The sequence below is a fragment of the Sulfitobacter sp. M13 genome (assembly GCF_053474885.1).
The window spans coordinates 157979-179664 of sequence record NZ_JBRKBN010000005.1 but is presented as its reverse complement, the minus strand read 5'-3'; the positions used below and the strand labels follow the sequence as shown (position 1 = coordinate 179664).

Below are 21686 nucleotides of genomic sequence, written 5' to 3'. Positions count from 1 at the left end.
AAAATTCCAATCGCGAGCGACGGAATGCGGATCACTGAACGTAATACAACGCATACGAACCGCCGTATCCGCACGGGCAGGGCCTTTCAGGAGCCACGAAGACTTTGAAAAAATTACTTTACGCCATTTTCTCGCTCATCATTATTGCGGGTGCCTATAGTGTTGCCTTTGGTGTTCCGGATCAGATCGCTCGGCTTTGGGGCGGGAGTGCGACTGTAACCGCTGATGCGCCCAAAGACGCGCGATCCGGGTCGCGGGGGCAAGGACGGGCCACGACGGTGGTCCTTACGCCGCTGGAGGCAAGCGAATATACGCTTGTTTTGCGCACCGTTGGCAGTGCCGTCTCGCTCCGTCGTACCGAAGTGATCGCCGTCGATGCGGGTGAGGTTGCCGAGACTGCGCTGCGCGCCAACACGATGGTGGAAAAGGGCGACGTCCTTGTGCAGCTAGACGACCGCACCGAACGGCTGGAGCTTGAGATTGCTGAGGCCACCCGCGATCAGGCGCAAGCCACTGTCACCCGTTACGAAGGCTTGCGCACCACCGGCAGTTCCGTCGTGACGGATGTGGCCCTTTCCGAAGCACGCGTCGCGTTGCGATTGGCGGAGGCCAACGTGGGGCTGGCACAGGTCGCGCTTGATGATCGTACAATAGTGGCCCCGATCTCTGGCCGGCTGGGGCTCAGCGACGTGAGCGTGGGGGATCGTCTATCGACCGGAGACACCATCGTGACGATTGATGATACCACCAGCCTGCTGGCCACTTTCGAAGTGCCTGAACGCTCTATTGGTCTTCTGGCCGAGGGCAAGCCGGTCCTCGTCTCGACGCCAACCTATGCAGGGCGTATTTTCGGAGGGAAGATTACCGCCTTCGACAGCCGACTTGATAGCGTAACGCGCAGCGCCACGGTTCAGGCTGAGATTGAGAACCCCGACGGGGTGCTGCTGGCGGGGATGACCTTTGCCATCCGTATGACCGAAGTAACCGATCCCCTGCCTGCCGTGCCCGCCACGGCAATTACATGGGACCGAACCGGTGCCGGCATCTGGATCGCCGAAGACGGCAGTACCCGCCGCGTTCCAGCCACCATCCGCTACCGCGAGGGCGATCAGGTCTGGATCGAAACCGATGCCCCCTTGGGGGCTCAGATTGTGGCCGAGGGCGCCGCAAAGCTACGCGAAGGGGCGCAGGTTACTGCCGCTAGTGCACGTAAGGGACCGGGCGCATGAGCTTTGAGAAGAAAGCGCATAAATCTGGTTTTGCCGATGTCTTTGTTGCGCGGCCGATTTTCGGGATCGTGTTGAACCTGCTAATCATCATCGCCGGACTGGCGGCGTTTTCCAGCGTCGACATTCGCGAAATGCCAGACGTAGATCAGCCGGTACTTTCTGTCCGGACCACGTACGAGGGTGCCGTGGCAAGCACTGTGGACACCGAAGTCACCCAAGTCCTTGAAGATGCTTTAAGCGCACTAGAAGGGATGTCTTATATCGAATCCACGTCCAGCACGGGGTCGAGCCGCATCACCATTGATCTCTCCGACGGGACTGATGTCAACGTAGCTGCGAACGAGGCGCGCGAAATCGTATCGGGTGCTTTGCGTTCTTTGCCCGACGATATTGACGATCCAAGCGTCACCAAAAGCGATAGCAACGCTGACGCAATCATTCGTCTTGCGCTGCTCGGAGATGCCAGCCTCGACACGCTCACCAAGCTTGCGGAAGGCGTGGTTTACGAGCGTCTTTCACTGATCGACGGCATCGCCGAAGTCACCGTGCGCGGTGACCGCGCCAACGAATTTCGCGTAACAGTGAACATTCCGTCGTTGCTAAGCCGCGGGTTGACCATCTTTGACGTCTCGACCGCGCTTGCCGAGCTTCGCGATGACACTGCCTTGGGCGCACTTGAAAGCGAGTCCCAGACGCTTTCGCTGCGGGTCGGGAATGAAGCTGTCACGGTGGAAAGCATTAACCAACTGCCGATCAATGACACGACGCAGGTGGCTGATGTCGCCTTTGTTCAGTTTATCCCCGAAGACACGAGCGTCTTTACGCGCGTGAATGGAGAAACTGCCATCGGCCTTGATATTACCCGACAATCGGTTGGCAATACGCTGGAAATCTCGCGGGACGTTACGATTGCGGTCGAGGAATTGCGCGACCAATTGCCCGAGAACGTGCAGCTGTTGGTGACGTCGAACGACGGCATCTTCATCGAAGGATCGATTAACGAAGTTGTTAAATCGATCCTCATGGCGACAGGTATCGTGGTTGCGGTGATTTTCCTGTTTTTGCGCTCTCCCAGGGCGACGTTGATCCCAGCGGTCACGATCCCAGTGGCCCTGATCGGGACGCTTGCTGCAATCTGGATCACCGGATTTTCCGTAAATACGATCAGTCTTCTGGCGCTGGTATTGGCGACGGGGATGGTGGTGGATGATGCCATCGTTGTGGTCGAGAATATTGTGCGCAAGCGAAAGTCTGGCATGGGGGCATTTGCTGCCGCGGCGGCGGGGACCAACGAGGTTTTCTTCGCGGTTATTTCGACCACGGCGACGCTCGCGGCGGTCTTTATCCCGATTTCTTTCCTGCCCGGTCAGGCGGGCGGTGTCTTTTCCGAATTCGGCTTTGTGCTGGCTTTTGCGGTCACGCTCTCGTCGATCACTGCGCTCACCCTTGCGCCGGTCCTGTCTGCGCTTCTGGACCCCGGCAAGACGCAGGCCAATGCCGTGCAAGCCGCACCGAGCGCCATGGCGCGCAGCTTTGACCGCGTCATGGATTTCGCCATCCGCACGCCTTTGTTGGTTCTGGCAGTCGCCATCGGCTTTGCGATCATCGCTATGGGGGCCGCGACGACGCTGCCGTCTAGCGTCACGCCAGAAGAGGATCGTGGCTTCTTTCTGGTGCAGGCGCGTGGGGCATCGGACACGACGATTGACTATCTCGACACGCAGGTCCGGCTGGTCGAGGATATCCTTGCGCCGTATCGAGAAAGCGGACAGATCGAGACAGTGCAAAGCATTATCGGCGTCGGTGGCGGCACCAGCGCGTTTATCGTCGTGCGGCTGCCGGACTGGGCCGAACGTGACTTCACCCAGCAAGAACTGATTGCGCAGATCAGCGGCACGTTGTCCTCGGTCCCCGGTGTGCAGGTCAGCGCCCGTTCGACCAATAGCCTTAACATTCGTGGCGCGGGCGGCGGGTTGAGCTTTGCCGTGACTGGGACCAATCTTGCCAATATGACCGAAACTGCCGACGCGCTTGTCGCGGCGATGTCGCAGGATGCGACCTTTCTGAACCCGCAACTGTCCAACAACAGTGTCAACGCGCAATTGGAAGTGAACGTGGACGATAGCGCCGCGGGGGACATGGGGCTTAACACCGCAGATATCACCAGTCTGGTCAGCGCCATGGTTCAAGGCGACGTCGCGGTCAGCGTCTTTTCCGATGATGTTGAAATAGACGTCAATGTCGTCCCCGGCGGGCCACCGATTGATGATCCTTCCGATATCGCATCCATGTCTATCCGCCTAGATAGCGGTGCCTATATCCCGCTCTCTACCGTTGCATCGCTCGACATGGTGGTGAGCGATGCTCAGATCGAACGGTTGGGTGGCGCGCTGGCTGTCTCGCTTCAGGCGAACCTTGGTGAGGGCGTCGACCTGTCGACCGCGATGGACCGGGTGCTCGCGATTTCCGACGAGGTCTTGCCCGATGGTATGGGCATTACCTTCACCGGAGAAGCCGCAACACTCGGCGACTCCCAAAGCGGCATGTACATGGTCTTTGGCGTGGCTCTGGTCGTCGTGCTTCTTGTGCTCGCAGCCCAGTTCGAAAGCTTCGCCAGTGCGGTTGTCATCATGATGACGGTACCCTTTGGCCTTGCTGCCGCGCTGCTGGCAATCTCGCTATCGGGGGGGTCGCTGAACTACTACAGTCAGATCGGCCTGGTGATGTTGATCGGGGTCATGGCCAAGAACGGTATCTTGATCGTCGAGTTCGCAAACCAGTTGCGCGAAGCGGGCGAGGACATCGACAGCGCCATCCGAAGCGCGCTGCGCCTTCGCATTCGACCGGTGATGATGACGATGGTCTCAACCGTCTTTGGGGGTCTTCCGCTAATCCTGACCTCTGGCGCGGGGGCCGAAGCCCGTATCGCTGTGGGGTGGGTGATCGTCGGCGGCTTGGGCTTTGCAACGGTGTTTACCCTGTTCCTCACGCCGATATTCTACCGCTGGATTGCGGTCTGGGGCGCAACACCCGGAGGTGCGGCACGCAGGCTAAAGGCAGAGCTGCAGGCACCTGCGAGTGCCTAGTGAACCGGTTGTGGGGTATGACCATCGCCCGCCTATCCTGCCGCGGCTTCAAGGACCTCGGACATTTCCTCTAGGTTGCGTGGATGGCCCGCAAGGTTCAGCTGCAGCAAATACCGAAAAGCACCGTCAAAGCGGAGATAGAGGAGTTCCTTGGATGCGCGATCAGGTGCAATCGGGCTCATCATTTCGATCAACTGTTCTTCGATCTCGACAATCACGGGCACGAAGGCTTTGTCAAACATGGCCTGATTTCGAATGTCATACCAAAGACGGTGAAGCTCGGCTTCTGTGGCGATCGTTTGAGCCAGCGCAGTACAAAAGGCAGTCTTGATGCTTTGTGGGCTGGAGATGCCGCTGACTGCTGCTGAAATTGTCCGTACAAAATCACTTTTGTACTGCCGCACACAGTAGATAAGCAGTTCGTCCTTATCCTCAAAATAGTAGTGCAGACTGCCGAGCGACATTTCAGACTGCGATGCGATGTCACGCAAAGTCGTGCGCGCATAGCCATAGAGCTTGAGCGCGTTAATCGCGCTTTGGGCGATCTCGCGTTTGCGGCTCTCGCGCTTGCGGACCTTGTTTGCCTTACGGTCCGCAAGCTTTGGTGCTGGGGTCATGTCGTTCATCGGATGCTCTCTGTTGACCCCGTTGGACTTAGCCCAAGAGGGCGTGAAAGAAAATACGCGGCAGCTTGAACCAGCTGGGTTTGTGCTGAAACCGGGTCAGCAAACGACCGATATGATGCTGACGCTTGTTTGATACGAACCAAGGCGGACGCGGCAGTAAGCTCATCCCACCGGACAACAGATTGCGCGGGAAGGGACGGAACGGGGCCTCGATCACCGTGCGTTCGACGTTTTCCAACATGAAGGTATTGTGGACCGTGCCCACACCAGACTGGACGTTTTGCAAGGTTGCGCCGGCAAAGCCGCCCCAGGGACAGGCAGTCACCAGAAAGGCAAGGCCGGACCACGCATTGATCGCAATCGCGCCATAGCGGAATTCGGCGATGATCTCTTCGAACCGTTTACGGCCCATGGCGCGGATCGTGGCAGGGTGGATGATGATATTGCCGCCCAATGTGCCATAGAGCGTGTCATTCGCCCATTTAATCGCTTCGATCATATAGGTTTCGGCATCTTTTGCCTCGATGTGCATGACACCAAGCGCAGATGTGAAGACTTCGGTCTGGGCCAGCCAATCGCTATCACCCTCGGCCATATCGGCAAGATAAAGCGGAGCCACATCCGCCCCACGATCCAGCTTTTGCGGGTTTTCGGCGTGATCGACAAAAGCCTGTTGGCGATCTTCGGCACCAGGGTAATAGGCGGCCCGTTTGGTGTGCTTGGCCATCACATCGGCGACATTCCCCATCAGCTCGGCTGTCTTATCCCAACCTTTCGGCAAAATAAGGCTCTGCACCGCGACACAGTTAAATCCACCGTTATGCAGTTTCATGGTGGCGATGTTTTCCGCCTGAAAGCGCAAGTCCGCCTTGGTCCACGGGCCTGGCACGACGATGGTGGGGCAAACGGCACCAAGCTCGGACGTCATGTGGCGGGTGTTTTTCGGCGTGTTGGCGGCCTTGTTCTTCTCGCCTTCCTCGCCTGCGCCCCAGACGATCAGATCATGGGTGGCGCGGGCACCGGTGATGTGGATTTCCTTGACCAGCGGATGCGTCGTAAGATAGGCCCCCGCCGGGCCATCGCCGCGGTGGATACGTAGCGCGTCGCAGTCGATCAACGGCTTCAGGGCGGCCTGCAGCGGCTCGGTCAAGTAGTCGTTGACGGGGTTCATTTTCAGCAAGACGACCTGATTTTCCAGAAAGAGCTTCTGGAACGCATCCAGCGGCGTGATCGCTGCAATATTGCCTGCGCCCAGAACCAGCGCGACTTTGCCACGCCGTTGATTGGTAGGGATATCATAGGCCGACGCAGCGTTGTTCTTGAGGTTGGCGGGGGTCACGCCTTTTTGCATCCAGACATCCGCATGCACGCCCGAAATCAGCAGCCGGTCCCAGATCGAATGTGGCACAACGCGCACGGCGGTTTGGCCACTTGGCAGGCTGCGTTTCTTTAGCCCGTCCAGAAAGGTTTTGCCTTCCATCTGTGACAGCGTATCCATCAGTCCGTTGCAGCAGGACATGACGGCATAGGGGCCCGACGTCCATTCCTCCCCCAATAGATGGGAACCTTGCGGGATGCCCTTGGCCTTGCCCGCCGCATCGACCCATTCGTCGGCGACGCGCATCAGATTATCTTTGACCGCCTGCAGAACCGCGATGCGTTCACTCAGCGAGGTTTGCGCCCAACGGTCCTTGGCCGCGTCTAGGGCTTTTAGGTCGACGTCATAGGCCGCTTGCAGATCGGGGGTGAAGTTACTTTGATGTTTCATGCGGCTCCCTCCAGAAGGATGTTCGCGTAGGTCTCGCGTAGTTTGAGTTTCACCACTTTACCCGTGGCACCTAGGGGCAGTTCATCAACAAAGATCACGCGATCCGGCACCTGCCAGCTGGCGACTTTGCCGTCGTAGAATTTCAACAGCTCTGCTTCGGAGACGTCACCGGATTTGACCGCGATCAGGATCGGGCGCTCGTCCCATTTAGGGTGATGGGCGGCGATGGCGGCGGCATTTGCGATCGCCGGGTGACCGATTGCGATGTTTTCAAGCTCAACCGTAGAGATCCATTCGCCGCCGGATTTGATAATGTCCTTTGAACGGTCTCGGATCACCATGAAACCATCCGCGTCAATCGTGGCGACATCGCCAGTGTCGAACCACCCATCGGGGGTCAGCGCCGAGTCTTCTTTGTTAAAGTAGCTGTGAACCACCCAAGGACCGCGCACCTGCAGGTCGCCCTGCGTCGTACCGTCTTCGGGCAGCAGATTACCGGCTTCATCTACCAGCCGGATTTCTATCCCGTAAACCGAGCGGCCCTGGCCCACGCGAATGTCGGTTTGCGCTTCGGTAGACAGACCCTTGTGACGACGCAGCAGACGGTTGACCGTCGCGAGGGGGCTGGTCTCTGTCATGCCCCAAGCCTGTATTAATTCGACATCATACTTATCGCGGAACGCCGTATACATCGACGGCGGCATCGGTGCGCCACCGACGATGGTGCGGGTCAGGCTTGGCAGCTTAGAGCCGGATTTCTCCAGCGCCGCCAATAGCCCCATCCAAATCGTGGGCACGCCAAAGGCCGCAGTCACGTGTTGGGTGTCGATCAGGTTTGCAAGGCTGTCCCCACCAAGCCCCGGACCCGGTAGCACCAGTTTTGCGCCGGCCGACGCAGCGGTATAGGGCACGCCCCACGCATTGACATGGAACATTGGCACAACCGGCATCACCGTATCACAGGCCGAGATCGCAAGCCCGTCGGGCTGGTTGCCCACAAGCGCATGAAGCAAGGTTGACCGATGGGAATAAAGCACGCCTTTCGGGTTTCCCGTGGTCCCCGAAGTATAGCATAGCGAAGAGGGCTGGCGTTCATCGAGTTCGGGCCAGACAAAATCCGGGTCTCCGTCAGCGATCAATTCATCATAGAATTGCAGCCCGTCAAACATCTGGGCCGCTTCGTCGTCCCGCGGGCCCAATAGAACGTAATGCTCGACCGTATCAAACCGGTCCTTCAAGTTTGCTACAGCGGGCAGGAAGGTTCGGTCAAAGAACATCACCCGATCTTGCGCGTCATTGGCGATATAGACCATCTGGTCGGGATGCAGACGCGGATTGAGGGTATGGCAGATGAAGCCTGCACCCGAACTGCCAAAGTAAATCTCGAGGTGCCGCCGGTTATTCCATGCGATGGTGCCGCACCGGGTTTCCTGCGGCAAACCCAGCTTGGTCAATACCGAACCCAAGCGCCGCGCATTCCTGGCAACCTCTTGCCAGTTCGTGACGTCGACTTCGCCCGAAGTTTCAACCGAGACGACTTCGGTGCGCCCATGGCATCGGGCTGCGTGATCGATAAGGGAAGAGATCAGCAACTGCTGGTCCATCATTTTGCCAAGCATAGAGCGGCTCCGTAATTTTAAAACTAAAGGGGGGGCTGCGACCTCGGTTCCCCGAGGTCGCGAGGGGTAAGTGCCGGTTAGGCCCGGATCAGGTCAGAACACTTTTCGCCAATCATGATGGCGGCAGCATTGGTGTTGCCATTGACGATCGTCGGCATGATAGACGCATCCGCGACGCGCAGCGCGTCGATCCCGTGGACTTTCAAATCTGCGCCGACCACCGCCATGTCATCGGACCCCATTTTACAGGTGCCCACAGGGTGATAGATCGTCTGGATATTGGCGCGCAAATAGGCTCGGATTTCATCATCGGTTTGGACATCCGCCCCCGGAAAGCGCTCTTCGCCACGGAAATCATCCAGCGCAGGAGAGCTCATGATCTTGCGTGCGATCTTGACCCCCTCGACCAGAATTTCCAGATCTTGCGCCTCGGCAAAAGCATTCGGATTGATCAGCGGCGCATCCTCTGGGTTGGCTGACGCGAGCGTGATTTCCCCAACCGACTTTGTACCGACTAGGCTCGGCATAATGGTGAAGCCTTCGCTGTCCGTCGGATTGCCTGCACCGTCCGAGATGAACCAGGTCGGCGCAAAATGAAACTGTAGATCAGGGGCCGGGGCGTCTGGCATGACCGTCAGATAGCCGCCCGCTTCGCCAATATTTGAGGTGAGCAGCCCCATGCCTTTGGCCAGCAGTTCCGCCTGCTCCGGCTCATTCGCATGGGCGAGGGTTACAGGTTGCGTGCAGACATGGGCAACCGGTGCCATGAGATGTTCCTGAAGGTTCTGCCCAACGCCGGGGAGGTCATGGACCAGCGCGATCCCCAGCCCCTCTAGGGCGCTGCGTGATCCGATGCCCGAGAGCATCAGGATCTGCGGCGAACCGATGGCCCCGGCGGACAGGATGACCTCTGCATCCGCCATGACCTCGTGCATCTCGTCACCTGCTTTAAACCGCACACCGACGCAGCGGCCATTTTCGACGAGGAGCTTGTGCACATGGGCCTCGGCCTGAATCGCGAGATTGTCGCGCGTCAGGGCAGGGTGCAGGAAGGCAACGGCGGTCGAATTGCGCATCCCGTCTTTTTGCGTGACCTGATACAGGCCGAACCCTTCTTGATCCGTGCCCGCATTGAAATCGGGCTGCGCTGGATAGCCCGCCTCTACAGCGGCATCGACCATCGCTAGCGTCACAGGGTTGGGGTCGCGCAGGTCAGCTACATTCAGCGGGCCACCTGTGCCGTGATGATCATCAGCGCCGCGTTCATTATTTTCCGACCGTTTGAACAGAGGCAGGACATCTGCGTGGCTCCAGCCGGGGTTTTCGGCCCCCCAAGCATCATAGCAGACCGGATTGCCACGCTTGTAGATCATCGCGTTAATCGAGCTTGAGCCGCCGAAGACTTTACCTCGGGGCATATACAGTTGGATATCGGCGGAATGCTTTTGGGGCGTGCTGCGGTAGGCCCAGTCCAGCGGGCTCTGGAATAGATTTGGGAAAGCGGCGGGGATATGGATGAACGGGTTTTCATCCGCAGGCCCTGCCTCAAGCACGAGCACGTTCTTGTCCGGGTCTTCCGACAGGCGCGCCGCAAGGGCACAACCCGCAGAGCCGGCACCGATAATGACGTAATCATACCGTTCGGCCGCTTGCGCTTTGGCATGGCTGGCCCCGAATGCAAGCGGCGCCGCGGCGGCCACCCCGAGTGCTGCGCTTTTACGCATAAAGTCTCGCCGCGAGATGCGGCCTGCGTCAAATTCCTGTGCAACGGCTGCGTATTTTGTCCGGTTCTTTTCGCTGTTCATGATCGACTCCTCCCAAGTCATTTTTCATCAAGGTCCACCCCTCCACTGGCGATCCCTGATACTGATTGGTATCTGAACAGATGAACTGGGCAGTTGTCCAGTATTTTAAAATTTATATTACGGGTCATATATTAGATAATAAAAACCGATGGTTACCCGGATTTAATCGAGGGTTGACCGCCCTCTCGCGCTTCTATGCAAGTGGATCTTTATCAAGCCGAGCTGTGCGTGTGTCCTGCCGCAGCGCACCGAAATAGGCAACGATGGGGATGACGAGCCATTGCAGAACCGGAGTGAGACCCGCACCAATGATCGGAATGACCGGCATAATCTCGCGGTAGGCCCAGGCTTCGCGGACTTCGATGTTCAGCCATTCGCTGAAGATCGTATAGCCAAGTCCAATTGCGATCATCGCGCCCAGAACGGGATAAACCCGCGCGTGCGGCCACGTGCCCGTGCCAAAGACCAACAATGCGATGAACAGGCTGCTCATGGCGATCAGCAGGTCGCCTCCGGTGCAATGGACGACAGCAAAAACGATTTCTCCCCACGTCCCGTCGACCCAAATTGTGTAAAGGGGGATATGCGCGATCTCCCAAAGAAGGTGCGCCAACAGGGTAATCACAGCGAAGCGGCGCAACGCGGACAGCCAAAGTAGTTCGGCGATAGGGTGAAGATTTGTCATGAAAACCATCCGATCAATCGTTGCAAAATGCTGGGTTCCTCATGTGGATGCGCATTGGTCAGCCCGTTAATATAAAGCAGAAGGTTCAACGGCTCAAAGTCGGCACCGTGAAATATGCCGACCTGCTGGCCTTTGCGGTTAAGCAGATGCACCTGAGGGGATGTGCTGGGCCGGTCGCTCGGAGCGGCAAGAGCGATGCTTGCATCGACAAGGCTTTCGGCGTCGGGCACCTGAGCAGACACCCAATTCTGCTCTCGTGGGTCGGTCTGCGGATCATCGCTCAGCGTGACAAAGACCACCATTTCGCGCATCGCACTGGAATTGAGCGCGGAGATCGTTTGGCCAAGTTTCTCTTGTTGCGCTTCACAGGGACTGCCGCAACCGTTGGGCAAGACGCTCAGAACCACGACCTTCCCTTTCAAGGTGCTTAGCGAAACGAGATCGCCTGACGCCCCTTGCCATACGAGCTCTGGCGCATCTCGCGGCGTGATCGGCTCGAATGACGCTTCTTTAGCGGCCATAACCTGATTGAGGTTTTCGCCGGGATGATCGGCAAAAGCCGGTACTGCCGCTATTTGGCTCGCGCTTAGTAGAAAAGCACCAAACCGTGCGGACAGTGAAAAGATCGTAATCATCGGGTTTCTCTCTCGTTCTCGATACGCATTGAGATCTGTTCGGCCATTTCCGCGGCGGGTTGCTCGCTTTCCAGAAAAACCGCCTCGAAACCACCGTCTCGGTTCATCAGATAAAAATGACCGGCGTGGGCCACCGTGTATCGGTGGGGCCCCGTCTTTGCCGGAAGCTTTTCGTTATAGACCTTGAAGGCATCGGTTGCCTTTGCGATCTGATCTTGGCTTCCCGTTAGCCCGATCAGCTGCGGGTGAAAGTTCGCGACATAGTCCTTGAGAACTTCAGGCGTGTCGCGTTCCGGATCTACGGTCACAAAGAGAGGGGCGATTTGATCTGCATCGGGGCCCAATAACTCCAGCACATTGTCCATATAAGCCAGAGAGGTCGGGCAAATATCCGGACAATGGGTAAAGCCGAAAAAGACAAGCTGCCAGCGGCCTGCAAAATCCTCTTGTGTGACGGCCTGACCATGGTGATCAACGAGTGAAAACTCTGACCGAATGTTGGCTTCACCGTGATACACCGTCTGTGCGGCATGATTTTGGTCCGAGCGTAACACGGCAAACCCAGCAACGAGCACGGCAATAGCAATCGCGCCCGTCCACAGTGCAATGCGAATTCGACGGTGGGTAAGGGTAATTCTAGTCATGATATTGCTTTCAACAGGATGCTCCGCCGGCCCCATAGACCCGCGGAGCGACGGGTTACCCCGTGCTAATTTGGAATGGAGTTTCTGTCGGTCGCGGCGTTCGCGTTTTCCACCGCATCGTTTTTGGCGCAGCCGGAGGATCCGCCGCGCATGCAAAGCCCCAAAGCGCACATGGCAGCACAAGGCGCGAGGCTGAGGATCAAGGGCGCGGCACCAACAGCGGTAAGCCAGTCCCAGTTGAACGCAGCACCACCGCCAATCGCGGCAAGACCGGTGATCATCAGCATCTGTCGACGTGAGGGCCTGGAGATCGCGCTTGCTGGCCTGATATCATTCGAAGTTTGGGTCATTTCTGGGATCGTCCTTCTAGGATGACGCGTTTGATCTGAGAAATTGCCGACGGGCTGTCCCACTCGGCCGGGCCCAGCTTGCGTGCGACTTCACGGCCTTGGGCGCTGACGAGGAGCGTCGTGGGAAGTCCGGCAACGCCGAGGGCGGTCATCGCTCTCAACTGTTCGGAAACGTATAGATCGAGGTGCTTGATACCGATGTCAGCATAGAATGCCCGCACGGTTTCAAGGCCGCCTCGGTCGATCGACAGGGCAACCACATGGAACTCTGGCCCGCCAAGCTTGGCCTGCAATCTATCGAGTGTTGGCATTTCGGCACGGCACGGTGGGCACCATGTCGCCCAGATATTTAGCAACACCGTCCGGCCCCGAAAAGCCGCCAACGTCAGATTCCGGCCTCTCCCGTCAGTGATGGGCGGCGAGAGCATCGGTAGGGGCACCTTATGTTCTGCCATAACCTCTCGTGCTGCTGCCGGAGAGGCCCCGAGGGCAAGCGCACCGCCAAGAAAACCGCGCCGCTTCACGCGACCTTCCCCGACTGCAAATGCCGCTCCATTGCAAGGATGCAGTCGTCGAGAGATTGCTGAAAAGTACCGACACGCGTGAAAACACCGCGGCTCTTTGTTTTGATGGCAAAGCTTTTCAGCACCGCGCGAACGCGCCTACCTCTAGAGGTCCGACCAGAAGTATCTGCGCTGCCACGTTTATAAGGGTCGCCAAGTTCAGCGATTGACCTGCGTGCGGCGGTCAAGAAGGACCACCGTGACTTTCGCGCAAACTGGTCCAGACGGCTCATGATCCCTCCTTATTATTGGCGGTAATCTCGGCTTGAAAGTCGCGTTCCCGTTCAGGCCAAGTGCTTTTGATATAGCCAAGGACCGCCGTGATTTCCGCGTCACTCAGGATGCCGTTGAACACCGGCATGTCGCTTTCATAGCCAGGTACGACGGACCCCACCCCGTTCTTTGTAATGTTAAAAATCTGCTGGTCCGCGTGGTGCCACGTATGGCCGGTTTCGTCATGCGGCGGCGCAGGCATGCGGCCATTTTCGAGCCGCCTGCGCCAATCAGGCTGGCCTTCAAGCTCGGCACCGTGGCACGAGGCGCAGTTGTCGGCATACAGTCCTGCACCCAGATCGACCATCGTTGCGTCGACAGGGCTGCCAAGGACGGTTAGCGCCGGGGGGCTTTCGCCCTTTCCACCGGCCCAGACAGCGATTGCCGCCGCACCCGTGAAGCCAATCACGGCAGCTATGGCCACGCGCTTCATCTTGGCTGCCTCAGATATTTGATTAGGGCGACGGCACCTAGCACGAGCAAGGCCAGCACCAGCAGGAACAGCACGCCGCATCCGATCATCATCCAGGCCGACATCGGGCCGCTCATCATTGAACCGTTCATCATTTCCATCATTCTATCCTCATTCATTGGAATACACATTTACGCCATCTTCGCTGAAGGCGTAGGTCTTGAGCGTACCACTTTTACCAGCCATGCCGGGCGCGTTGCTGGGCATACCTGGCAGCGTGATGCCGGTGACATCGGGGCGTTCAGACGTGAGGCGCTGGATGATTTCAACAGGCACCAGCCCGCTGACATAGTACCCGTCGACCTCAGCGAGGTGGCAGCCCAGACCTTGTTCAGGCACGCCGGCCTCGACCGACCGTTGGTCGAAGCCTCGGTCGTCGATGCGGGTGACGTGATACCCGTTTTCTTCGGCATAGTCGGCATAGGCATCGCAGCAACCACAAGAGGGGTCGCGCCAAATCGTCATCTGCTGGTCTGCTGGAATGGTGGCGGCCGTGAGGGTGTCCGACACGGGCGTGCTGTCGCTTTCAGCGATGCCAAAGGCCGCGAAACTGGCGATACCGGCGACGGTAAGCGCCACGGTTGCACCAAGGGTGAATTTATTGGTCATTCCGAGTCTCCTTAAGAGAGGTTGAGGGGGTCAAAGGTCATGCCGCCATCGCGACTGACCGAAAGGGTTTCATTGCGGAGGGCCGCAAGGTGTCGGGGGTTTTCAGGATTGACGGCCAGCGCGTCGAAAGTGCCAGAAGCCGTCATGGTCCAATTCATGCCCGCATCCGTCGACGTCCAAATCCCGCTTTTCAGCACAGCGTAAATACGTCCGAGCTCCTCGGGAGAGAGGGCGAGATGGTTGACCTGCTCCCTCTCGGGCAATGGCTTGGTTGGCGGTGGGGTCTTACCCGCGACCAAGGCGTCCATGGCGTCCCCAGCGGTCACATCTTGCCAGCGGCAAAAGCAATCGGGCACGCGGGTTAATCCGGCTTCGGTTCCGGCATAAAGCCAGATTCCACCCATGCCGGTCGGATTGCCGACGGACACGAGGGTGAGCACGTCACGCTCGGTACCGTCGAGATAGGGCCGATCCATGACAAATTCCCAACTTATCCCAGCATCCTTGCTGCGCCAAAGCCCGTCCCCTTCCAGTGCTGCATACAGCATGTCCGGTTCTAGCGCCGCCTGCGCGAGTGCCGTGATGCGGGTGGCCTGCAGGCCCGCGCTGATATAGGCCCATGTGCGTCCACCATCACGGCTGCGAAGAAGGCCGGATGGGGCAACTGCCGCGAAAAGCGTGCCCGGGGTTTCGGGGTGGCTGGCGAAGGCGGTGATTGAACGGTCGAGGGGGCGATGTTCAATTTTGCCCGCAGCGTCAACGCGCCAAAGGGTGCGCTTGGACGCCGCAAGTATCGCGCCGTCGGCGTATGTAAGGCTGCCGCTCGAAACCACCGTCGTGGCGGCAAGAGAAGTATGGGGCAGGAGTAGCACTGCCCCGAATGCAGCGACGCCGCCAGACAACAAGCACCTGCGCGACAGGGCGCGCGGTAGATTTTGTGACATGAAAGTAGTTCCCAAAAGTGAAAGATAGGATCGACCGTGAAACTGCCTATTAGCGGCAAAATCGCGGAACCTGGCCGTCACCCGAGGGTGCGGCCGATCAAATCAGGGAGATGGTTCGCGGAGGGAATGGGTCAGACGCGGGATCGGTGCCGCTAAGACCAAGGTCTTTCGGCATAGGCACAGCAAAGCGGTGCAAAGTTTCCGGCTGAGGCTGGAGCAACTGAGCGATCAAAAAGACGGGAGCCGTGCAATCAATGTCGCAAACAATTGCGCCTTGGTCATCTTGTAGGCACGCAGTGCAATCGTCGTCCTGTTCGATATGCGCGGACGTGGTCAGGCCGGACATCTCCATCGACATATTCGCAGCCGCCAGATCATGCGCGAGCACGCCGCTCAACAGAGCGAGCGAGAGGCAGAAGGTGGCGAGGCGAAGCAGAATGCGCATGGTCCTGATATAGGAACCCCGTGCAGTTCTGTCGATCCCTAGCTCTGAAATATCTGGGAATGACCAACGGACCTGCAACTTTCACGGGTCCGTTCCGGAGCGCAATTGAGCCAAATGTCGTTCCGCTGAGGCGTGCCCGTGTTCGGCGCGATCGTTGTAGCTATATCTTATATGATTGAATTTGCCGGATTTCCTGCCGAGACAGCACTGCTGATAGTCTTGTTAAATCCCATCATACTGATCTTTCTTTTGGTCGGGATCGGCCCACTGATGGGGTGAAACCTAACCCTTTCTAGCACCCCTTAAGGTGATGAACGCCTTGAGCAGAGCAGCCCTGCGCGCTTCAACAAAAAGTGTATTGTTGCGCCTGAGATAAAGCGACATAGGCAATCTTATGTGGGTAAAATTCCGCCTTTTCCTGATGTCTCTGCTGGTCGGTGCAATTCTTGCGCAGACGGGCACTGCTTTGGTGTCTTCGGCCCAAGCGGCCACGATGGAAATGATGCAAGCCGAAGTCGCGCCCAATGTTGCAATGGAAGACTGCGCAGATATCCCCGGTTGCGACGCCCCTTGCCACCTATCGTCCCAGTGTCGCGGCGCGGTTGGCCTAGTAGGCCCTGATTGGGTGCCGGTTCCGAGCCGCATTCTTGTCGACGCTGTACCGCTTTCCACCGCGGTTATTGCGCACACGGCGCAACGCTCCGGCAATGATCTGCAAAGACCCCCGGAAGCCTGAAAACTCAGGTGCCTTGCGCACCTTGATCTCCGCGATCGCAGCACGCCCCTGACAGGTGCGATGTCGCGCGCGCGCCCAATACATTTATAAAATTTCAGGCCCGCTATGCCCCATATTATCTCGCGTTTCTGCGCGGCCTTTGCTGCCGCCAGCCTTTTGACTGTCTCCGCCGTTCAGGCAGGTGAAGCCGACTATGCGTTCGAGCTCGTCGAGACTGTTTACTCCGTCAGTGACAATGCTGTGCTGACCCTGCGCCTAACGAATTTGCGCAGCCAGCAGCCCGTTGAGGGTGCCATTATCTTTGCCACGCGGGTCGACATGGAGCCTGACGGTATGGCGATGATGACATCACAGATCACAGCGTTGCCTGTTGAAACGCCGGGCGAGTACCGCTTTGCCACCGATCTTTCGATGGAAGGCAACTGGCAGATTTCGGTCGCGGCCAAGGTGCAAGGCGAGGCCGAGACGGTTCAGGCGCGCATCGTTATCGAGGTGCAGGAATGAGCGTGTTCGGAAAATTGGCCCTGATCACCATCGTCAGTGGCACCGCAGGGTGGATCGGTCTGTCGGCAGGCGGCAAGGGCTGGACCCCCGCGCGTCTAAGCGGCGAAGCCCAGATGGCGTTCACAGCCCTGATCGGGCGGAAAGCCGAGGCCATGCCAGCCCCCGCAGCCACCGGACCGGTGATCTATTACCGCCACCCTGACGGGCTTGCCGAATGGTCGGCCCAGTCCACGCAGACAAAGGACGGTCGCGACTTCATCGCCGTGCTGGCCAGCGAAGATGTCTCTTTCGAACCAGTAGAGGAAGCTGCGCCTGCCGCCACCGACGGCGAACGCACGATCCTCTATTACCGACATCCGATGGGGCTTCCTGACACCTCGCCAGTACCCAAACAAGACTCGATGAATATGGATTATCTGCCAGTCTATGCGGATGAGGCCACGGACGCAGGCTCCGTAACCGTCTCCCCCGGCAAGCTGCAAAGAACAGGCGTCCGTACTTCGGTGGCGGTCTTGGCCCCGATGGTGATGCCCGTGCGAGCGCCCGGTATCGTCGAGCTGGACACGCGCAAGGTTAGTGTCATCTCGCTGCGCGCCGATGCCTTTGTCGAACAGGTAGAGGACGTTACAGTTGGTACGGTTGTCACCGCCGGAGCCCCTTTGGCGATGCTTTATTCGCCCGAGATTGCAGCGGCGGCCGCGCTTTATGTCTCGGACCTGCGCAGTGGCGAAGCGCGTGCCAAGGGCAGCCGACAAAGATTGGCCAACCTCGGAGTGCCACAGGCGGTGATTGAACAGATAAGCGCTGAAAAGACACCGCCCGTGAACACACCGCTTATGGCGCCGTTGTCTGGGGTGGTCTTGGAAAGGATGGCTGTGCAGGGCATGATGTCGCCTGCTGGCGCTCCACTGTTCCGCATTGCTGATACGTCAGTGGTGTGGGTTATGGCAGAGGTACCTGAATCCTCGCTCGCGGGATTGGCGCGCGGCACGCCAGCCTCGATCACATTTCCCGCACTGCCCGCAGAGACGTTTAAAGGCACAATCGACGAGATCTACCCCGCAGTCGATATGCAAACCAGAACCGCACGTGTGCGGATCGAACTGCCCAATCAGGACGGACGCCTGCTGGTCAATATGTTCGCCGAGGTCACACTGGCGGCAGGCGATGCGACGCCCGTAGTGCAGGTGCCCCAGAGCGCTGTTATCGATACGGGCGACCGTCAGGTGGTGATCCGCGATATGGGGGAGGGCACGTTCGCACCGCAAGATGTGGTGATCGGACGACAGGGCGACGGGATGATCGAAATCCGCGAGGGCATTGCAAGCGGCGACAGTATCGTCACCACGTCGACCTTCCTGATAGATGCTGAAAGCAACCTGAACGCAGCGCTAGCAGCTTTGGTCGCGCCGGAGGCGACGCAATGATAGGGCGTATCATCGCATGGTCAGCGCGCAACCTGATGCTCGTGTTTTTTGCCACGGCGATGATCGTGGGTGCTGGCGTTTGGTCGTTGAGAACACTGCCGATTGATGCGATCCCAGACCTGTCTGATGTGCAGGTTATCGTAATGACCAATTATCCCGGTCAGGCCCCGCAGGTGGTCGAGGATCAGGTTACCTACCCACTGACCTCCGCGATGCTGACGGTGCCGCGGTCGCGGGTGGTGCGGGGCTTTTCCTTCTTTGGCATTTCGTTTGTCTACATCATATTCGAAGACGGCGTAGACCCGTACTGGGCCCGTTCGCGGGTGCTGGAATACCTGAACGCCGCCGCCGCCAATTTGCCTGCTGGTGTCACACCTGCCCTTGGCCCCGACGCCACCGGGGTGGGCTGGGTCTATCAATACGCTGTAACCGGCGAAAACCTGTCGCTGGCCGAATTGCGCACCCTGCAAGATTGGGTGGTACGCTATGGCGTCAGCCGTGCCGAGGGCGTGTCTGAAGTCGCCAGTGTCGGCGGCTTCGTCAAGCAATACTCGGTCACGGTCGATCCGGTTCGAATGCGCGCCCAAGGCATTACCCTGTCAGACGTCGGCAAAGCGGTCGCCTCCAGTAACATGGACACCGGCGGCCGCACCGTGGAGCTTTCAGAATTCGAATTCATGGTCCGCGGTCGCGGCTATTTGTCAGGGACCGAAGACATCGGCAACATCGCTTTACGCAGCGTTGCGGGCGTGCCGATCTTGCTCAGCGATGTCGCGCGAGTAGAGATCGTCCCAGATGGGCGGCGCGGCATTACAGAGCTGAACGGTGAAGGCGAGGTCGCCAGCGGGATTGTACTGCAACGCGTCGGTGCCAACGCGCTTGATGTCATCGAGAACGCAAAATCAGAGCTCGAGGTGATTGCCCAGAGTTTGCCTGAAGGGGCCGAAATCGTACCGGTCTATGACCGTTCGAACCTGATCCTTTCCGCGATCAAGACCCTCAAAACGACCTTGCTGGAGGAAAGCATCGTAGTGGCGGCGGTGACGATCCTGTTTTTGCTGCATTTCCGTTCCGCTTTGGTGGCCATTGTGATGTTGCCGGTGGGGCTGTTGATGGCCTTTACCGCGATGAAAGCGCTCGGGATTGGGGCCAATATCATGAGCCTTGGCGGCATTGCCATTGCCATCGGCGCGATGATCGACGCGGCCATCGTGATGATCGAGAATGCGCACAAGCACCTTGAACGCGCCGCCCCTGATAAGCCGCGTGTCGAGGTGTTGATCGATGCCGCGACCGAAGTTGGCCCTGCGCTGTTCTTCAGCCTGCTGATCATTACCGTATCCTTCCTGCCAATATTCTCGCTGGAGGGGCAAGAAGGCAGGATGTTCGGCCCGTTGGCCTATACCAAGACATTTGCAATGGCCGCAGCTGCGTTTCTATCGGTCACTTTGGTGCCCGCGCTGATGGTTGTTTTCGTGCGAGGGAGGATTATTCCAGAGCACAAGAACCCAGTGAACCGTTTTTTGATTACGGTCTATCGCCCGGTTATCACATGGGTGCTGAAGGCCAAGACCCTGACCATTGTCATAGCGCTGGCCGCACTTGTCGTCACCATTTGGCCCGCGCGACAGTTGGGGTCTGAATTTATGCCGACGCTGAACGAGGGTACTTTGATGTATATGCCGACCACCCTGCCCGGCCTGTCAGTGACAAAAGCCGCGGAGCTGATGCAGACGCAAGACCGGATTATCAAATCCTTTCCCGAGGTTCTGACAGTTTTCGGCAAAGCCGGGCGCGCGCTCACCGCGACTGACCCTGCGCCGACATCGATGTTTGAAACCATCATACAGCTGCGGCCCGAAGAGGATTGGCGACCGGGCGTCACGACAGAAAGCTTGCGTCAGGAAATGGACGCAGCGCTTCAGTTTCCCGGTGTCTCGAATGCTTGGACCATGCCGATCCGTGCGCGGATTGATATGCTGTCGACGGGCATTCGCACGCCGGTGGGGATCAAGGTCTATGGCGACAACCTGACAGAAATGGCGAAAGTAGCCCGAGAGGTTGAAGCAGTCGTGCGCGCGGTCCCCGGAACCACCAGCGCCTATGCGGAGCGAGTCATTGGCGGGTATTACCTTGATATTACCCCCAACCGTGCCGCCTTGGGCCGTTACGGCCTGTCCGTTCAAGACGTTCAGGAGGTGATCGGCATGGCGTTGGGGGCGAAAGCGATCACTCAGACCGTTGAAGGGCGCGAGCGCTACAACGTCGCGGTGCGCTACCCTGCGGCACTGCGCTCTGACCCCGACGCAATCGGGCGCGAGGTGCAGGTTGCCTTGCCAGGTGGCGGCACCATCCCCTTGGGCGATGTCGCCACGATTGAGCGCAAGCGTGGGGCCACGTCGATCCGCACCGAGAACGGGCAGCTGGCCGTCTATATCTTCGTTGACATAGCCGGGCGCGATCTGGGCGGTTACGTGGCCGATGCGCAGGCGGCAGTGGCGGCTTCGATCACCCTGCCGCAGGGCTATTCTTTGGGATGGAGCGGTCAGTTCGAATATCTGGAACGCGCCAAACAGCGACTTGCTATCGTGGTGCCGTTGACCTTGGCGTTGATCTTTTTGCTGCTTTACCTCAACTTCCGCCGCCTGACCGAGACTTTGATCGTCATGCTGTCACTGCCCTTCGCGCTCGTCGGGGGGATCTGGCTGATGTGGTTCATGGGGTTCAACATGTCCGTCGCAGTTGCCGTGGGGTTCATTGCGCTTGCGGGCGTCGCGGCAGAGACGGGTGTCATCATGCTGATCTATCTCGATCAAGCCCTCTCCGAGGCCAAGGACCGCGCCAAGGGCCGCCCGCTTACACAAGAGGAGCTATATGCCGCGATTATGGTCGGCGCCGTTGACCGCGTACGCCCCAAGATGATGACCGTCGTGGCGATCATGGCAGGCTTGATGCCCATTTTGTGGGCGCATGGAACCGGCTCCGAGATCATGCAGCGGATCGCCGTGCCGATGATTGGTGGCATGGTGTCATCGACCTTGCTCACGCTGATCGTGATCCCTGCGGTTTACGGGGTCATCAAGGGGTGGGGGCTTGAGCGAAAAAAGGGCCCGGTCGAGCAGGGCAATGAAGGGCGCGCGATGTCGTCATGACGCGCCTTAGATTTGTAGGGCTTTTGCTTGGGGATTTTGGACGGCGCCGCCCTAGAGCGGCGTCCGAGATTGGATAGCTTTTAACCGCATCTGAATAAGACGGAGAGGTTCCGA

21 protein-coding genes are annotated in these 21686 nt (G+C 58.6%); 6 read left to right on the top strand and 15 right to left on the bottom strand.

The window, feature by feature from the left end:
• The first annotated feature begins 104 nt into the window (after nucleotides 1–104).
• Together ACVBAU_RS18735 and ACVBAU_RS18730 are read left to right on the top strand one after the other, a co-directional pair.
• On the top strand, nucleotides 105–1229 hold the full coding sequence (locus ACVBAU_RS18735) for an efflux RND transporter periplasmic adaptor subunit (RefSeq protein WP_448329668.1): 1125 nt from the start codon (nucleotides 105–107) through the stop codon (nucleotides 1227–1229).
• The gene (locus tag ACVBAU_RS18730; RefSeq protein WP_448329667.1) at nucleotides 1226–4315 is read left to right on the top strand and encodes an efflux RND transporter permease subunit; all 3090 of its coding nucleotides are present in this window, start codon (nucleotides 1226–1228) and stop codon (nucleotides 4313–4315) included. Before ACVBAU_RS18735 ends, ACVBAU_RS18730 begins: the two co-directional genes overlap by 4 nt.
• A 32-nt stretch (nucleotides 4316–4347) precedes the next feature.
• Here ACVBAU_RS18730 and ACVBAU_RS18725 read toward each other — a convergent pair whose 3' ends face one another.
• The 15 genes from ACVBAU_RS18725 to ACVBAU_RS18655 form a co-directional block, all read right to left on the bottom strand.
• Nucleotides 4348–4941 (bottom strand): TetR/AcrR family transcriptional regulator, encoded by a 594-nt coding sequence (locus ACVBAU_RS18725; RefSeq protein WP_448329666.1) that lies wholly within the window; start codon nucleotides 4939–4941, stop codon nucleotides 4348–4350.
• Between the two features lie 28 nt (nucleotides 4942–4969).
• Entirely contained in the window at nucleotides 4970–6709 is a 1740-nt protein-coding gene (locus ACVBAU_RS18720) for an aldehyde dehydrogenase family protein (RefSeq protein ID WP_448329665.1), read from the bottom strand.
• Nucleotides 6706–8328, bottom strand: coding sequence for a long-chain fatty acid--CoA ligase (locus ACVBAU_RS18715; RefSeq protein WP_448329664.1), 1623 nt, complete (start codon nucleotides 8326–8328; stop codon nucleotides 6706–6708). The genes ACVBAU_RS18720 and ACVBAU_RS18715 overlap by 4 nt, the downstream gene beginning before the upstream one ends.
• Before the next feature lie 77 nt (nucleotides 8329–8405).
• Nucleotides 8406–10133 carry a GMC family oxidoreductase gene (locus tag ACVBAU_RS18710; RefSeq protein ID WP_448329663.1) on the bottom strand — a complete coding sequence of 576 codons (1728 nt, stop codon included), beginning with the start codon at nucleotides 10131–10133 and terminating at the stop codon, nucleotides 8406–8408.
• Nucleotides 10134–10326: 193 nt separating this feature from the next.
• Complete coding sequence (locus tag ACVBAU_RS18705) at nucleotides 10327–10827, bottom strand: hypothetical protein (protein ID WP_443069497.1); 501 nt, start codon at nucleotides 10825–10827, stop codon at nucleotides 10327–10329.
• Nucleotides 10815–11453 carry a hypothetical protein gene (locus tag ACVBAU_RS18700; protein ID WP_448329662.1) on the bottom strand — a complete coding sequence of 213 codons (639 nt, stop codon included), beginning with the start codon at nucleotides 11451–11453 and terminating at the stop codon, nucleotides 10815–10817. The genes ACVBAU_RS18705 and ACVBAU_RS18700 overlap by 13 nt, the downstream gene beginning before the upstream one ends.
• Nucleotides 11450–12133, bottom strand: coding sequence for an SCO family protein (locus tag ACVBAU_RS18695; RefSeq protein ID WP_448329661.1), 684 nt, complete (start codon nucleotides 12131–12133; stop codon nucleotides 11450–11452). The genes ACVBAU_RS18700 and ACVBAU_RS18695 overlap by 4 nt, the downstream gene beginning before the upstream one ends.
• Nucleotides 12134–12162: 29 nt before the next feature.
• Nucleotides 12163–12447 carry a hypothetical protein gene (locus ACVBAU_RS18690; protein WP_448329660.1) on the bottom strand — a complete coding sequence of 95 codons (285 nt, stop codon included), beginning with the start codon at nucleotides 12445–12447 and terminating at the stop codon, nucleotides 12163–12165.
• Entirely contained in the window at nucleotides 12444–12971 is a 528-nt protein-coding gene (locus ACVBAU_RS18685; RefSeq protein ID WP_448329659.1) for a TlpA family protein disulfide reductase, read from the bottom strand. The genes ACVBAU_RS18690 and ACVBAU_RS18685 overlap by 4 nt, the downstream gene beginning before the upstream one ends.
• Nucleotides 12968–13243, bottom strand: a complete 276-nt coding sequence (locus ACVBAU_RS18680; RefSeq protein WP_323804314.1) for a hypothetical protein — start codon at nucleotides 13241–13243, stop codon at nucleotides 12968–12970. The genes ACVBAU_RS18685 and ACVBAU_RS18680 overlap by 4 nt, the downstream gene beginning before the upstream one ends.
• On the bottom strand, nucleotides 13240–13716 hold the full coding sequence (locus tag ACVBAU_RS18675) for a c-type cytochrome (RefSeq protein WP_448329658.1): 477 nt from the start codon (nucleotides 13714–13716) through the stop codon (nucleotides 13240–13242). Before ACVBAU_RS18675 ends, ACVBAU_RS18680 begins: the two co-directional genes overlap by 4 nt.
• Nucleotides 13713–13859 carry a hypothetical protein gene (locus ACVBAU_RS18670; protein ID WP_237272907.1) on the bottom strand — a complete coding sequence of 49 codons (147 nt, stop codon included), beginning with the start codon at nucleotides 13857–13859 and terminating at the stop codon, nucleotides 13713–13715. The genes ACVBAU_RS18675 and ACVBAU_RS18670 overlap by 4 nt, the downstream gene beginning before the upstream one ends.
• A gap of 7 nt (nucleotides 13860–13866) precedes the next feature.
• Nucleotides 13867–14364, bottom strand: coding sequence for a DUF411 domain-containing protein (locus ACVBAU_RS18665; RefSeq protein ID WP_448329656.1), 498 nt, complete (start codon nucleotides 14362–14364; stop codon nucleotides 13867–13869).
• A gap of 11 nt (nucleotides 14365–14375) precedes the next feature.
• Entirely contained in the window at nucleotides 14376–15308 is a 933-nt protein-coding gene (locus ACVBAU_RS18660) for an exo-alpha-sialidase (RefSeq protein WP_448329654.1), read from the bottom strand.
• Nucleotides 15309–15405: 97 nt separating this feature from the next.
• Nucleotides 15406–15753 carry a hypothetical protein gene (locus tag ACVBAU_RS18655; RefSeq protein WP_448329652.1) on the bottom strand — a complete coding sequence of 116 codons (348 nt, stop codon included), beginning with the start codon at nucleotides 15751–15753 and terminating at the stop codon, nucleotides 15406–15408.
• A 394-nt stretch (nucleotides 15754–16147) separates the two neighbouring features.
• Here ACVBAU_RS18655 and ACVBAU_RS18650 point away from each other — a divergent pair, with 394 nt between their 5' ends.
• From ACVBAU_RS18650 to ACVBAU_RS18635, 4 genes are all read left to right on the top strand, one after another.
• Nucleotides 16148–16489, top strand: coding sequence for a hypothetical protein (locus ACVBAU_RS18650; RefSeq protein ID WP_323804320.1), 342 nt, complete (start codon nucleotides 16148–16150; stop codon nucleotides 16487–16489).
• Nucleotides 16490–16594: 105 nt separating this feature from the next.
• A complete protein-coding gene (locus tag ACVBAU_RS18645) occupies nucleotides 16595–16993 on the top strand; it encodes a FixH family protein (protein ID WP_448329650.1) in 399 nt (132 codons plus the stop codon).
• Nucleotides 16990–18420 (top strand): efflux RND transporter periplasmic adaptor subunit, encoded by a 1431-nt coding sequence (locus ACVBAU_RS18640; RefSeq protein WP_448329648.1) that lies wholly within the window; start codon nucleotides 16990–16992, stop codon nucleotides 18418–18420. Before ACVBAU_RS18645 ends, ACVBAU_RS18640 begins: the two co-directional genes overlap by 4 nt.
• The gene (locus ACVBAU_RS18635; RefSeq protein WP_237273836.1) at nucleotides 18417–21572 is read left to right on the top strand and encodes an efflux RND transporter permease subunit; all 3156 of its coding nucleotides are present in this window, start codon (nucleotides 18417–18419) and stop codon (nucleotides 21570–21572) included. The genes ACVBAU_RS18640 and ACVBAU_RS18635 overlap by 4 nt, the downstream gene beginning before the upstream one ends.
• Nucleotides 21573–21686 lie beyond the last annotated feature (114 nt).